The sequence below is a fragment of the Roseivivax sp. genome (assembly GCF_054552075.1).
On sequence record NZ_JBTOLZ010000005.1, the window covers coordinates 159,599 to 173,669 of the forward strand.

Consider the following 14,071-nt stretch of genomic DNA (forward strand, 5'->3'; position numbering starts at 1 on the left):
TTAATGGCTGATAACACCGACCTGTCCTTCACAGGTCTCACCGACGAGCAGGCGCAGGAACTGCACTCCGTCTACATGAGCGGCCTCTGGCTGTTCTCGGCGGTCGCAGTGGTGGCTCACTTGGCCACCTTCATCTGGCGTCCGTGGTTCTGAGGAGGGCTGAAGCATGGCGAAGTTCTACAAGATCTGGCTCATCTTTGACCCCCGCCGCGTCTTCGTGGCCCAGGGTGTCTTCCTCTTCCTGCTCGCAGCGATGATCCATCTCGTCGTTCTCTCGAACGGCATCAACTGGTTCGAAACTGCGGCCGCGGCTGGCGCTTCCGAGTGACGCCACCCCGGGTTCGCCGGCTGGCGGGCCTGCTGACAGGTGACCATGACAAGGCCGTGGGCGGGAACCGGAGACCCGGACGCCCGCCCACGGCAATCCCGATACGGTATCGACGGCATACGCCCCGGCGAAGCGGTGGGTGCCGCCATTAGCGGAGACCAAGACGATGGCAATGCTCAGCTTCGAAAAGAAGTATCGCGTCCGTGGAGGGACGCTGATCGGCGGCGATCTGTTCGACTTCTGGGTGGGCCCTTTCTACGTGGGCTTCTTCGGCGTCACGACCGCCTTCTTCGCGCTTCTGGGGACGATCCTGATCCTCTGGGGCGCCGCGCACCAGGGCACCTTCAACCCCTGGCTCATCAATATCGCGCCGCCGGATCTGTCCTACGGTCTGGGCGCCGCACCGCTGATGGAAGGCGGGCTCTGGCAGATCATCACCATCTGCGCGATCGGGGCTTTCTCGTCCTGGGCGCTGCGCGAGGTCGAGATCTGCCGCAAGCTCGGCATCGGCTACCACGTGCCCTTCGCCTTCTCCTTCGCGATCTTCGCTTATGTGACCCTGGTGGTCTTCCGGCCGCTCCTGATGGGCGCCTGGGGACACGGCTTTCCCTACGGGATCTTCAGCCACCTCGATTGGGTCTCGAACACCGGCTACGCCTACCTGCATTTCCACTACAACCCGGCCCACATGCTGGCGGTGACGCTGTTCTTCACCACCACGCTGGCGCTGGCGCTTCACGGCGGGCTGATCCTTTCGGCGGCGAACCCCGAGAAGGGCGAGATCATGAAGACGCCCGACCACGAGGACACCTTCTTCCGCGACTTCATCGGATATTCGGTGGGCACGCTCGGCATTCACCGCCTGGGCTTCCTGCTCGCCATCAACGCGGGCTTCTGGTCCGCGATCTGCATCATCATCTCCGGCCCGGTTTGGACCAAGGGCTGGCCGGAATGGTGGAACTGGTGGCTCGAGCTGCCGATCTGGGGCCAGCTCTGAGGGGAGATCGCAGCCATGACAATGATCGAAAATCAGAACATCTTTACCCAGGTCCAGGTGCAAGGCACCCCGGAATGGGGGATGAACGACAACGGCAAGATGATGGAGGAGCGCGCCGGCAAGCCCTTCTTCTCGACCCTGGCGGGCTTCCTGGGTAACGCCCAGATCGGCCCGATCTACCTGGGCTGGACGGGGCTGGTGTCGCTTTTCACCGGGATCCTGGCGCTGAACATCATCGGGCTCAACATGCTCGCCCAGGTCGACTGGTCGATCCCCGAGTTCATCCGGCAGGGCTTCTGGCTGGCGCTGGAACCGCCGAGCCCGCAATACGGGCTGACCATCCCGCCGCTCTATGACGGTGGCTGGTACATCATCGCGAGCTTCTTCCTGCTCGTCTCGGTGATGTCCTGGTGGGCGCGCTCCTGGCTTCTCGCCAAGGAGCAGGAGATGGGCAAGCACGTCTTCTGGGCCTTCGGCTCGGCGATCTGGCTGTTCCTGGTCTTGGGCCTGTTCCGGCCGATCCTAATGGGATCCTGGTCCGAAGCGGTGCCCTACGGGATCTTCCCGCACCTCGATTGGACCACGGCCTTCTCGATCCGCTACGGGAACCTCTACTACAACCCGTTCCACTGTCTCTCGATCGTCTTCCTCTATGGCTCGGTGCTGCTGTTTGCCATGCACGGAGGCACGATCCTGGCGGTGACCCGCTACGGCGGCGACCGCGAGCTCGAGCAGATCGTCGACCGGGGCACGGCAACCGAACGGGCGGCGCTGTTCTGGCGCTGGACGATGGGCTTCAACGCCACGATGGAAGGCATCCATCGCTGGGCCTGGTGGTTCGCGGTGCTGACCCCGATCACCGGCGGCATCGGCATCCTTCTGACCGGCACCGTCGTCGACAACTGGTTCATCTGGGCGCAGGAACATCACTTCGCCCCGGCCTATGACGGCAGCTACGGCTACCAGGCCTATGACCAGACCTATCAGTCCTTCATCGGCGGAGGTGAATGAGATGCTTGGGTGGTTCAAGAACTGGAACAAGGATAACCCGACCGACATCTACGGTCCGGCGATCCTGGTCGGCACGGTGGGCGTGGCGGTGGCGGTGGCGGCGGTCCTGGTGACCGTCGGCCAGCCGGCGGCGACCAAGTCCCTGCAGACGGGCCCCCGCGGCACCGGCATGTCGGTGCCCGAGTTCGTCTCGGAGGTGGAAAGCCCCGATCCCACGATCGAGGCCTATTTCAGCCAGGAGCCGATCCCGCCGGCCTCGGAGGATGCGCTCGCGGGCGATCTCTACGAGAACGTGCAGGTGCTGGGCGGCGTCACCGACGCCAATTTCACCCGCCTGATGAACGCGATGACCCAATGGGTCGCGCCGGAGCAGGGCTGCGCCTACTGCCACGCCAATGCCAACGAGGGCAATTACGCCGACGACGACCTCTATACCAAGGTGGTGTCGCGGCGGATGATCCAGATGACCCAGAATATCAACGAGTTCTGGGCCGGTCACGTCAACGCCAACGAAGAGGTGGGGGTCAACTGCTACACCTGCCACCGCGGCCAGAACGTGCCTTCGGAGATCTGGTTCAAGCTCACGCCGCTGGGCGACACCATGGAGGGCTGGGGCGCGGTGCAGAACCGCGTGACGCCGGTCAGCCAGTTCACCTCGCTGCCTTCGGACGCGCTGGAGAAATACCTGCTCGATGGCGAGATGATCGGCGTGCACAACTACGAATCCCACGTCGACGAGGGCCCCGAGGAAGAGGGCGTGCGCAGCTGGCAGGACGCCGAGCGGACCTATTCGCTGATGAACTACGTCTCCAACTCGCTGGGGGTGAACTGCGTCTTCTGTCACAACTCGCGCGCCTTCAACGACGGCGCACAGGTGACGCCGCAATGGGCGACCGAGAGCCTCGGCATCCAGATGGTGCTCGAGATGAACCAGGACTACCTGGTCCCGCTCGAGGAGACCTACCCGGAAAACCGGCTGGGCCCGCTGCACGGCGACGCGCCGAAGGCGGCCTGCAAGACCTGCCACAAGGGCTACCAGCAGCCCCTGCAAGGCATGAACGTGATCGCGGACTGGCCCGAGCTCGCCACGACTTCGGGTGATTACGTCTACGACAGCGAGTGACACGCGCGGCCGGCCGGGGCGACCCGGCCGGGCGACGCCACGGGGTCCGGGCGCCCACTTTCCCTGGCGTCCGGATATCGGGGGTTCCCCCCGGTTCCCTTCCTGTTGGCTACAGGAACCGGCGCCGCGCCGCGCGAGACCGAAGGTTTTGACGGTGCGGCGCCAATTTAGCGGGAGGACATGACATGACCCGTCCGACGACACCCCTACTCGACCAGCTGAGCGGCCCCGAGGCGCTGCGCGACATGGAGGCGGGCACGCTCAGGCGGCTGGCCGACGAGCTGCGCGCCGAGGTGATCTCGGCGGTCTCCGAGACCGGCGGCCATCTCGGCTCCTCGCTGGGCGTGGTGGAACTGACCCTGGCGATCCACGCGGTCTTCAACACGCCGGTGGACAAGCTGGTCTTCGACGTTGGCCACCAGTGTTATCCGCACAAGGTGCTGACCGGGCGGCGCGACCGCATCCGCAGCCTGCGCCAGAAGGACGGGCTCTCAGGCTTCACCAAGCGCGCGGAAAGCGCCTACGACCCCTTCGGTGCGGCGCATAGTTCGACCTCGATCTCGGCGGCGCTGGGCTTCACCGTGGCGCGCGACATGGGCAAGCCTACGGGCGATGCCATCGCGGTGATCGGCGACGGCGCGATCTCGGCGGGCATGGCCTATGAGGCGATGAACAACGCCGGGGCCGAGGGGCGGCGGCTCTTCGTGATCCTGAACGACAACGAGATGTCGATCGCCCCGCCGGTGGGCGCGATGTCGGCCTATCTCTCGTCGCAATATCCCAGCAACCCGCTGCACCGCATGAAATGCCTGGCCGAGGGCATGGAATCGGCGCTGCCCGGCCCGATGCGCGAAGGCGCCCGCCGGGCGCGCGAGCTGGTGACCGGGCAGGGCGGCCAGAGCGGCGCCCTGTTCGAGGCGCTGGGCTTCGACTACCTCGGGCCGATCGACGGGCACGACATGGGCCAGCTTCTGACGGTCCTGCGCTCGGCCCGGGCGCGGGCCACGGGGCCGGTGCTGATCCATTGTTGCACCGTGAAGGGCAAAGGCTACGCCCCGGCGGAGAAAGCCGCCGATTGCGGGCATGGCGTGTCCAAATTCGACCCTGACACAGGGGTTCAGGCCAAATCTTCGGGCGGGCCGCCGGCCTACACCAAGGTCTTCGGCACGGCCCTGACCGAGGCCGCCGCCCGCGACCCCGACGTGGTGGCGGTGACCGCGGCGATGCCCTCGGGCACCGGGGTCAACATCATGGCCGAGCGCTTTCCGGGCCGGGTCTTCGATGTGGGCATCGCCGAACAGCACGCGGTGACCTTCTGTGCCGCCATGGCCGCCGAGGGGCTGAAGCCCTTCGCCGCGATCTATTCGACCTTCCTGCAGCGCGCCTACGACCAGGTGGTGCATGACGTGGCCCTGCAGGGGCTGCCGGTGCGCTTCGCCATCGACCGCGCGGGGCTGGTGGGCGCCGACGGGGCGACCCATGCGGGCGCCTTCGACGTGGGCTATCTGTCCACCCTGCCGGGCTTCACCGTCATGGCCGCCGCCGACGAGGCGGAACTGGTGCATATGGTCGAGACCGCCCGGCAACACGAGGCCGGGCCCATCGCCTTCCGCTACCCGCGCGGTGCCGGCACCGGCGTGGCCCTGCCCGAGAGCCCCCAAGCACTGGAGATCGGCCGCGGGCGGGTGATTTCCGAGGGCAGCGACGTGGCCTTCCTGTCCTTCGGTGCGCATCTCGCGGAGGTCCAGGCCGCCGCGGCGCTTCTGGCCGAGGAAGGGATCAGCGCCACCGTCGCCGACGCCCGGTTCGCCAAGCCCCTGGACATGGCGCTGGTGGGCCAGCTTGCCCGCCACCACGGCGCGCTTCTGACCGTGGAGCAGGGCGCCGAGGGCGGCTTCGGCGCCCGGGTCCTGCAGGGGCTCGCGGCCTCGGGCGCGCTCGACCGCGGGCTCGCGGTGCGCAACCTGCATCTGCCTGACCGCTTCATCGACCAGGCAAGCCCGGCGGAAATGTACGCCGATGCGGGGCTGACGGCGCGCGACATCGCGGCGGTGGCGCTCAGCGCGCTCGGCCGGGATGCCAAGGTGGTGCCGCTGCGGGCGTGAATTCGGGTCGATTGCGCCCTGTCAGAGCCGCATATGCGCCTGCGGCGGGCGGGTTGCGGGGGCGTGCCGGCCATCGAGGCCGGCCCGCCCCCGGCGAGAGGCGCTGCCTCTCGCGCTCTCCGAGGTATTTTCACCAGCTGAAGGGCTAGACCTCGGCGCGCAGCCCGAGGTTGGGGAAGAGGCGCGCGGCGTGGTCGCGAAGGTAAATCCGCAGCCAGGGCGTGAAGCGTTCCGGCGCCTCCGCGATCCGGGCCTGCAACGTCGAGAGCGCCATCCAGTCGGTCTCGCAGACCTCCTCGGGATTGGGGGCGAGGGGCAGGTCCGCCGGCGCTTCGGCGGTGAAGAGGTCGACGACCTCGTGTTCGATCAGGCCCTGTCCGACCTCGGCGCGGTATTCGATCCGGTCGCGGCGGGTGAGGGTGAGCCCCTCGATGCCCAGTTCCTCGCGCAGTCGGCGCGTGGCGCAGGCCTCGGGGGCCTCGTCCCAGTGGGGATGCGTGCAGCAGGTGTTCGCCCAGAGCCCGGGCGTGTGGTATTTCCCCAAGGCCCGGCGCTGCAGCAGCACCCGGTCGCCCGCCATGACGAAGACCGAGATCGCCTTGTGGCGCAGCCCGCGGCGGTGCACCTCGAGCTTCTCGACCGGGGTCAGCGTGTCACCCACCCAGGCGGGGATCTTCAGGCTCATACATGGGTCTCCGGAACCAGGCCCGCGAGGTGGCGCAGGTTCTTGAAGCCGATCTTCAGATGCGCGAGCGGGCGTGCCTTGACCAGGGACTTGTTCATATAGGCCTCGAAGGTCAAGCGCTGCACGTCGATGTCATGGCAGAGCGAGACGAAGCGTTCGCGCCGGGAATCCGAGCGGTAATAGGCCGATTGCATTGAGGCGAGCACCCGGAAGACGGTCTTGTGCTCGCGCATGAAGAGCTTGCGCGCCAGGCGTAGGGCCTTGGGGTTGCCGCTGGCCAGGCAGGCGGCGGCGGCGCTGGCGGCAACCCGCCCGCCGGTCATGGCGTAGTAGATGCCCTCGCCCGAGGAGGGGGCCACGACCCCCGCGGCATCGCCCGCCAGCACCAGGTCGCGCCCGTTGTCCCAGCGGTCGAGCGGTTTCAGCGGGATCGGCGCGCCCTCGCGGCGGAGCGTCTCGCATTGCGCAAGCGCGCTGGCGCGGCGCAGCTCGGCTGTGGCCTGCTTGAGGTTCACCCCGGCGTCCTCGGTGCCCATGCCGACCGAGACGGTGTCGCCATGCGGGAAGACCCAGCCGTAGAAATCCGGCGAGATGCGGCCGTCGTAGATCACGTCGCAGCGCTGCGGGTCGTAGGTCGTGTCGCGCAGGGGCGCAGCGATGATCTCGTGGTAGGCGAAGACCAGCGGGATTCGGTCGGCGCCGGGCACCTCGCCGCGGGCGACGCGGCTTTTCGCGCCGTCGGCGCCGACGATGAGCCGGGTGGCGATCTCGCGGTCCTCGCCGCTGGCCTTGTCGCGGTAGACCACCCGGGGCCAGCCGCGGCCACGGATCACGCGGGTGAAGGTGCCGATGTGGCGCTCGGCCCCGGCCGCTTCGGCGCGCTGGCGCAGCCAGGGGTCGAAATCCTTGCGGTCGACCATGCCGACGAAGCCGTTCTCCACCGGGATGTCGACGTGGCGGCCGCTGGGCGAGATCATCCGCGCGGTGCTGATCTTGGCCAGGAGCTGGTCCTCTCCGACGTCGAAATCGGCCATGAGCCGGGGCGGGATGGCGCCGCCGCAGGGTTTGATCCGCCCTTCGCGGTCCAAGAGCGCGACCTTGTGGCCGCTTCGCGCCAGGTCATGCGCGGCGGTGGCTCCGGCCGGGCCGCCTCCGACAACGACGACATCATAGACCATGGGTCATTCTCCGGGTTGCAGATGGGCGAGGGGCGGCGCGGGGGCCATGACCCGCCGCGCCATGAGGGCGGCGGCCAGGAACAGCCCCGCCTCGATCAGGAAAACCGTGCCGAAGGCGCTGGCGGTGGCTGTGAGCTGGCGGAAGAGATCGGCGAGCGCCGCGCCGAGGAGCCCGCCGAAGCCCGCGGCGATGGCCTGGGCGGCGCCCCAGAGCCCCATGCGGGTGCCCTCGCGCTTCTCGCGGCCTTCGCCGGCAAGCTGCATCATCGCCCCGATGGCGGCGACGGCGAACATGCCGTTGAAGAAGCCCAGCGCCACGGTGGCGGGCAGGAGCGGCGCGCCGGGGCCGGATTGGCCCAGAAGGGCGATGGCGGCGAGGGCGGCGGCGGAACCCAGGCAGCCCGCGGCGACCCAGCTCCGCAGCGCACCGCGCTTCAGCCCGGTGGCGACCAGCCCGACGGTGACCATGCCCAGGAAGACCCCGCCGTTCTGCGCGCCCGAAAGCTGGGTCGACTGGCCGGGCGTATAGCCGAAGACCAACCCGGCATAGGGCTCGAGGATCAGCTCCTGCATGAAATAGGCCGTCATCGAGAGGAAGACGAAAAGCGTGAAGGCGCGGGCCTTGGGTTCGGCCCAGATCTCGGCCAGGCCCTGGCGGAAGGGCATCGGGTCGGGCTCGGGCCGGGTGGCGAGGCCGCGCTCGATGCGCCATGTGGCCAGGGCGGTCAGCGCCAGGGCGGTCAGGCAGACCGCGCCGACGATGGTCAGGAGCCGGGCCGCGCCATAGGGATCGAGCAGGCTGCCGACCAGTCCGGCGGTCATGGCGATGCCGAAGATCATCATCAGCCAGGTGATCGTCGCGGCGGCCGCGCGCCGGTGCGGCGCGGTGGCGCTGGCCAGAAGCGCCAGGAGCGAGGTGCCCGAGGCGCCGACGCCCAGGCCGATCAGCGCATAGGCGAGGATCGCGGCGAGAAGGCCAGACATCAGGCTCTGTTCCAGCAGAACCACGCTCAGCGCCGCGCCGAAGCCGCCGAGTGCCAGGGCCGCCATGCCGCCGATGATCCAGCGTGTGCGCTGCCCGCCGGAGTCCGAGAGGAACCCCCAGGAGGGCCGGGTGATCTGGATGCCGTAATGCAGCGCCACCAGGAGCCCGGGCAGGAGCGCGGGCAGGGCCAGTTCCACCACCATGAGCCGGTTCAGGGTCGATGTGGTCAGGACCACCACGGCGCCGAGGCACATCTGCACGAGCCCGAGACGGATGATCGACAGCCAGGAAAGCGTCATGGCGCGGCTCCCGATGAGGCCAGGGCGAAGGCGGCGACCATCATGCCCGAGACGTAGAGCAGGACGCCCGTGCCGTTGAACCAGGGCGCCTTGCCGCGCGGGTCGCGCAGCATGACCCGCATGGCGGCGAGCTGGGCTGCAAGCAGAAGCGCGATGGCGCCGGCGTGCCAGGGCCGGTCGAGCGCCGCGATCAGCGCGATCACCGCGAGCTGCGGCAGCACCATGGACCAGCAGGCCACGCGCGCGGCGCGCTCGGGGCCAAGCGTGACCGGCAGCGAGGCGACGCCGGTCAGCCGGTCGCCCTCGAGCGCCTTGAAGTCGTTGAGCGTCATGATCCCATGCGCGCCGAGCCCGTAGAGCAGCGCCACCGCGATGACCGCGGGTGCGGGCAGGCCCTGGGCGAGGATCGCCGCGCCGGTGAACCAGGGCAGGCTCTCGTAGCTGAGCCCGACAAGCCCCGGCCCCCACCAGCCCGAGCGCTTCAGCCGCAAGGGCTCGGCGGAATAGGCCCATGCGGCGGCGACACCGGCGCAGGTGGCAAGGAAGCCCCAGAGCCCGAGCAGGGCGCCCACGAGCAGCGACAGGACCGACATGGCCAGCGCCACCCAGAGGCCCCAGCGCCCAGGCACCCGCCCCGAGGGGATCGGCCGGTCGGGCTCGTTGATCGCGTCGACATGGCGGTCGCACCAGTCGTTGGCGGCCTGGCTCATGCCGCAGACGATCGGTCCGGCGAGCACGATGCCCAGGAGCACGAGAAAGGGTTGGGAGCTCAGCGGCACGCCCGAGGAGACGGCGCCGCAGAGATAGGCCCACATCGGCGGAAACCAGGTGACCGGCTTGATCAGCCGCAAAAGGGCCGCCGGGTCGGGGTAGCGTCGAGGCTGTAAACTTAGACTGACACCCATACGTCAGTTAGACACGACAGGCCGAGTCGGCGCAAGAGGTCTCGCGCTTCGGGGCTGGCTCTGGCGGGGGTCTTGAGGCGGTCTGGAGAACGCGAAACACCCGCGCCCGGCTGGGCGCGAAGTGACAAGCGATCTGGACAGAGGGCCGGGGAATCACCCCGCCGACGCGCGCGACGGACCTCAGTCCTGGTCGCTGCCGTCGCGGGTCAGCAGGTCGTATTTCCGCAGCTTCACATAAAGCGACTGCCGCGAGAGGCCGAGCATCTCGGCGGCGGCGACGCGGTTGTTGCGCGTCAGGTTCACCGCGGTCTCGATGCACATCTTCTCGACCACGTCGGTGGTCTCGGCGACGATCTCCTTCAGGGTGGCGGAGCCCACCAGCTCCATCACGTTGCGGCTCGATTCCTCGGAGGCATGCATCTGCGTGCGGCGCATGGAATCGATCCGCGAGGTGTCGCGAATGACGAAGCCGAAATGCGGCGTGGTGTCGTTGGAGATCAGCGTGGCGGACATTTCCACCGCGGTCTCGGCGCCGTATTCGTTCACCGCCTTGGTGGAATAGAAGCGCATCTTGCCGGTGCGCCGGGCGTTTTCCAGAAGCACGTTCATGTCGACCTGGCCGCGGCTCAGGAAGTCCGAGAACTTGCGGCCTTTCACGTCGATCAGATGCGCGGCGTCGATCATCTCGAGGAAGGCGTCATTGGCGCTTTGCACGATGCCGGTGGCCGAGGTGATCACCATGGCGTCGGCGCCATTGGCGAAGAGCCCGGCGAAATCGCCGCGCAGATGCACCGGGCCCTCGACGGGCCCCTCGGTGCCGCGGGTCTCGAGCCGCAGGATCAGCACCCGCTCGCCCCCGGCCCGGAAGACCTGCGGGGCAAAGGCGATCTCCGCGTCGTCGCGGCGCGAAGTGGCGGTGACCGGCTGGGCGTTGTCCGAGATCGCCGCATCGACCAGCGCATCAAGCAGCGCCTCGCGGCCGCGGTTGGTGAACTCATTGGCGAAGACCGCGCCCGAGAGATCCTCGCGCGAGGAGCCCAGCAGCATGGCGGCGGGGTCGTTCAGATCCTTGATCCGCCCGTCGGCGACCGAGACGAAGACGATCGGGTCGTCGACCGCGCGCAGCAGCAGGCGGTAGCGCGCGTCGAACTCGCGGCGGGCCTCGTAGCCTTCCTCGAGCGAGAGCTGCGCCTGCACCAGCTGGGCCTGGGTCTCGGCCACAACGCTCAGGTCGCGGCCCAGCATCAGGACCGAACTGCCGTCGGGATGCGGATGGAAGCTGTAGCGCACCGGAACTTCCCAGGCGCCGCCGTCGTCGTGGTTCAGTTCGACCGGGCGGGGCACGCGGCCCTCGGCGCGGAAGGTCTGCAACGCGGTTTCAAGCTTGGGCAGGCTTTCCACGGTCAGCACATCCGCGATACGCCGCCCGGGCCAATGCGGCAGCCGCTGGCCCAGCGTGTTGCCCGCGACGGCGGTGATGCGGTCGCCGGTGTCGAGGGTCAGCGCCAGGTCGCAGGCCGCGTCCAGTAATCCGCCGAGATACTCCCCGGCGCCCGCCGCGGTGTCGCGGGCGGCGATGTCGCGTGCCTTGCCATTTGCCATTACCGAGCCCCGATCGCCGCCTTCATACGTCCTCGACAATATCCCAGCGCGGCAGCGGCGTCATTGCTTACCAGATCGGCGCCTGCGCGGGACGCGGCGCCCGGATAGAGATCGAGCGCCAGCCCTCCGAGTATAATCGGCGGCGGCGCGGAATACGAGTGCCGGAGCCGCGCGATCATCCGGCCTGCGACATCAAGACTGCTTTCGCGCGAGGCCGAGACCAGGATGCCGTCGAAGCCCAGACGCGCCAGTTCGCCCGGCAGGAGCATCGCGTCGGGCGACAGAAACAGCCGCACCGCCGCGCCGCGCCGCCGCAGCTGCGCGGTCACCACGTGCAGGCCCAGGGTATGGGTGTCGCCCTCGGGGATGATCAGCGCCAGCGACGGCGCCCGGGCGCATTCGGCCCGCACGTCCCAGTCCGGGATCAGCCGGGTCAGCAGCCCCTGCAGCCGCGCGGTGCCGATCGTCACCTCGGCAAAGCTGAGCTGGTCCGAGACCCAGAGCGCCCCCAGCTCGCGCGCGGCGGCCGGGATGCAGCGGTCGATCACGTCGTCGGGGGTGAAGCCCGCCTGCGCCAGTTCGCCCAGCGCCGCTTCGGGCCGGAAGGGCCCGGTGGCGCGCGCCCGTCGTCCCAGCCGCTGCGCCGCGTCGCGCAGCGAACGCTCCGCCCGGCGGGCGGTGTTGTCGCGCAGGACCGCCACCACCTCGCCCGCGAGGGCGGAGATGTCGGTGGTCTGCTCGTCGCAGGTCGATGGGTTGGACAGGTAGTCGGACATTGCGGACCCAATGCGTTGCGTGAAGTCCATGTGCCAACAGGCGCGTCGGGTCAGTCTGCGGGGGCCATGGGCGATCTGTCAATCAAAACTGACATTCGCATCTCTGCGGGGCTGTCGGGCGGGGTGGAAACACGGCCAATCCCGATAGAATGACTCGCCTACGCCGCGCCCTGTCTGCGATGATTGACAGAGAGCGCCGATTTCACCGATCCGACCTCGCTGAGTGTAAGTTTGAATTGACACTTTTCGGATCTCGCCGCTACGCTCAACCCCATGACACACGTGGAATCGCCCATGTCCTTGTCGGTGACATCCTCGAAGGCCGGGTCCGGTGCGGCTGCCCTATACACGCCGGAGCAGCGCGCCCGGCGGGATGGCACCCGTTGGACCCTCGTCCAGGGGCTGCTCGCGCCGGCGCAATTCCTGGTCTTCGTGATCTCGCTGGTGCTGGTGCTGCGCTACCTCGTCAGCGGCGCGGGTTACGAGGCCGCGACCCTGTCGATTCTCGCCAAGACGGCGATTCTCTATCTGATCATGGTGACCGGCGCGATCTGGGAGAAGGTGGTCTTCGGCCAGTATCTCTTCGCGCCCGCCTTCTTCTGGGAAGACGTCGTTTCCTTCGCGGTCATCGCGCTGCACACCGCCTATCTCTGGGCGCTGGTGACCAGCGCGCTGGGCCCGGCGGGCGAGATGGCGCTCGCGCTCTTGGCCTACGGGCTCTACCTGCTGAACGCCGGGCAGTTCCTCCTGAAGCTGCGGCGCGCCCGCCGCGACGAGGAGGTGCCCGCATGACCGAGGGATTCGCCCCGCCTCCAAGCCGCGGCTGCCGCGACACGCCGGTCCTGAAGGAACGCGGCCAGCACGAGGTCTTCTGCGGGCTGACCGGCATCGTCTGGCTGCACCGCAAGATGCAGGACGCCTTCTTCCTGGTGGTCGGCTCGCGCACCTGCGCGCATCTGCTGCAATCGGCCGCCGGCGTGATGATCTTCGCCGAGCCGCGCTTCGCCACGGCGATCCTGGAGGAAACCGACCTCGCCGGGCTCAAGGACGCCCAGCAGGAGCTCGACCGCGTGGTGCACGAGCTCTTGGCGCGGCGGCCCGACATCCGGCAGCTCTTCCTGGTGGGCTCCTGCCCCTCCGAGGTGATCAAGCTCGACCTCGCCAAGGCGGCGGAGCGTCTCTCCGCGGCCCATGCGCCAAGCGTGCGGGTGCTGAGCTACTCCGGCAGCGGCATCGAGACGACCTTCACCCAGGGCGAGGACGCCTGCCTCTCGGCCATGGTGCCGGTCCTGCCCGAGACCCAGGCGCGCGAGCTGGTGCTGGTCGGCGCGCTGCCCGACGTGGTCGAGGAACAGGCGCTGGGCCTGCTCGAGGCCATGGGCATCGGCCCGGTCCGGGTCCTGCCCGCCGCGCGCCGGGACGGGGAATACGGCGTCGGCCCGAACACCGTCTTCGCCATGACGCAGCCCTTCCTGGGCGACACTTATGCGGCTCTGACACGGCGCGGCGCGACCCATATCCCCGCGCCCATGCCCTTTGGCGAGGAAGGCACGACGCGCTTCCTCGAGGCCATCGCCGCGGAGTTCGGCATCGGCGCCGAGGTGGTCGCCCGGGTGACCGAGGCGCCCCGCGCCCGCGCCCGCGCCGCCATCGCCAAGGTCTCGGAGCCGCTGCGCGGCAAGCGGGTCTTCTTCTTCCCCGACAGCCAGCTCGAAGTGCCGCTTGCGCGCTTCCTGACCCGCGAATGCGGCATGGAGGCGGTCGAGGTCGGCACGCCCTACCTGCACCGCCCGCTGGTCGGCCCGGACCTCGACCTCTTGCCCGAGGGGCCGCGCGTCTCGGAGGGCCAGGACGTGGAGCGGCAGCTCGACCGGCTGCGCGCCGACGCCCCCGACCTGACGGTCTGTGGTCTGGGCCTCGCCAACCCGCTCGAGGCGGAGGGGCTAGCGACCAAATGGGCCATCGAGCTGGTCTTCACCCCGGTGCATTTCTACGAACAGGCCGCCGACCTGGCCGGGCTTTTCGCCCGCCCGCTGCGCCGCCGCGCCGCGCTCTCGCTGGAGGCGGTGTGATGGCC

Annotated in this window: 14 protein-coding genes; 8 read left to right on the top strand and 6 right to left on the bottom strand. The window is 68.9% G+C overall.

Annotated features, from left to right (window positions below):
• Positions 1–3: 3 nt before the first annotated feature.
• From pufB to dxs, 6 genes are all read left to right on the top strand, one after another.
• A complete protein-coding gene (pufB, locus tag ACX938_RS05925) occupies positions 4–153 on the top strand; it encodes a light-harvesting antenna LH1, beta subunit (RefSeq protein ID WP_072778079.1) in 150 nt (49 codons plus the stop codon).
• Between the two features lie 13 nt (positions 154–166).
• Positions 167–328, top strand: coding sequence for a light-harvesting antenna LH1, alpha subunit (pufA, locus tag ACX938_RS05930; protein ID WP_093009160.1), 162 nt, complete (start codon positions 167–169; stop codon positions 326–328).
• A 166-nt stretch (positions 329–494) separates the two neighbouring features.
• Positions 495–1,325 carry a photosynthetic reaction center subunit L gene (pufL, locus tag ACX938_RS05935; RefSeq protein WP_232754473.1) on the top strand — a complete coding sequence of 277 codons (831 nt, stop codon included), beginning with the start codon at positions 495–497 and terminating at the stop codon, positions 1,323–1,325.
• A gap of 21 nt (positions 1,326–1,346) precedes the next feature.
• The gene (gene pufM, locus ACX938_RS05940; protein ID WP_459430406.1) at positions 1,347–2,336 is read left to right on the top strand and encodes a photosynthetic reaction center subunit M; all 990 of its coding nucleotides are present in this window, start codon (positions 1,347–1,349) and stop codon (positions 2,334–2,336) included.
• Between the two features lies 1 nt (position 2,337).
• Positions 2,338–3,459 (top strand): photosynthetic reaction center cytochrome PufC, encoded by a 1,122-nt coding sequence (pufC, locus tag ACX938_RS05945; RefSeq protein WP_459430347.1) that lies wholly within the window; start codon positions 2,338–2,340, stop codon positions 3,457–3,459.
• A 185-nt stretch (positions 3,460–3,644) separates the two neighbouring features.
• Entirely contained in the window at positions 3,645–5,564 is a 1,920-nt protein-coding gene (gene dxs, locus ACX938_RS05950; RefSeq protein ID WP_459430348.1) for a 1-deoxy-D-xylulose-5-phosphate synthase, read from the top strand.
• Positions 5,565–5,709: 145 nt separating this feature from the next.
• On the opposite strand, the gene idi is transcribed toward dxs, so the two are convergent.
• From idi to ACX938_RS05980, 6 genes are all read right to left on the bottom strand, one after another.
• On the bottom strand, positions 5,710–6,249 hold the full coding sequence (idi, locus tag ACX938_RS05955) for an isopentenyl-diphosphate Delta-isomerase (protein ID WP_459430349.1): 540 nt from the start codon (positions 6,247–6,249) through the stop codon (positions 5,710–5,712).
• Positions 6,246–7,427: a geranylgeranyl diphosphate reductase gene (locus ACX938_RS05960; RefSeq protein ID WP_459430350.1), complete on the bottom strand. Its 1,182-nt coding sequence runs from the start codon at positions 7,425–7,427 to the stop codon at positions 6,246–6,248. Before ACX938_RS05960 ends, idi begins: the two co-directional genes overlap by 4 nt.
• Positions 7,428–7,430: 3 nt before the next feature.
• Positions 7,431–8,711: a BCD family MFS transporter gene (locus ACX938_RS05965; RefSeq protein WP_459430351.1), complete on the bottom strand. Its 1,281-nt coding sequence runs from the start codon at positions 8,709–8,711 to the stop codon at positions 7,431–7,433.
• Entirely contained in the window at positions 8,708–9,616 is a 909-nt protein-coding gene (chlG, locus tag ACX938_RS05970) for a chlorophyll synthase ChlG (RefSeq protein ID WP_459430352.1), read from the bottom strand. The genes ACX938_RS05965 and chlG overlap by 4 nt, the downstream gene beginning before the upstream one ends.
• Before the next feature lie 180 nt (positions 9,617–9,796).
• Positions 9,797–11,218 carry a transcriptional regulator PpsR gene (gene ppsR / locus ACX938_RS05975; protein ID WP_232754461.1) on the bottom strand — a complete coding sequence of 474 codons (1,422 nt, stop codon included), beginning with the start codon at positions 11,216–11,218 and terminating at the stop codon, positions 9,797–9,799.
• Entirely contained in the window at positions 11,218–11,994 is a 777-nt protein-coding gene (locus ACX938_RS05980; protein ID WP_232754459.1) for a cobalamin B12-binding domain-containing protein, read from the bottom strand. Before ACX938_RS05980 ends, ppsR begins: the two co-directional genes overlap by 1 nt.
• A 294-nt stretch (positions 11,995–12,288) precedes the next feature.
• Here ACX938_RS05980 and bchF point away from each other — a divergent pair, with 294 nt between their 5' ends.
• Positions 12,289–12,786, top strand: a complete 498-nt coding sequence (bchF, locus tag ACX938_RS05985) for a 2-vinyl bacteriochlorophyllide hydratase (RefSeq protein WP_459430353.1) — start codon at positions 12,289–12,291, stop codon at positions 12,784–12,786.
• Positions 12,783–14,066 (top strand): ferredoxin:protochlorophyllide reductase (ATP-dependent) subunit N, encoded by a 1,284-nt coding sequence (locus ACX938_RS05990; protein ID WP_459430354.1) that lies wholly within the window; start codon positions 12,783–12,785, stop codon positions 14,064–14,066. The genes bchF and ACX938_RS05990 overlap by 4 nt, the downstream gene beginning before the upstream one ends.
• Positions 14,067–14,071: the final 5 nt, after the last annotated feature.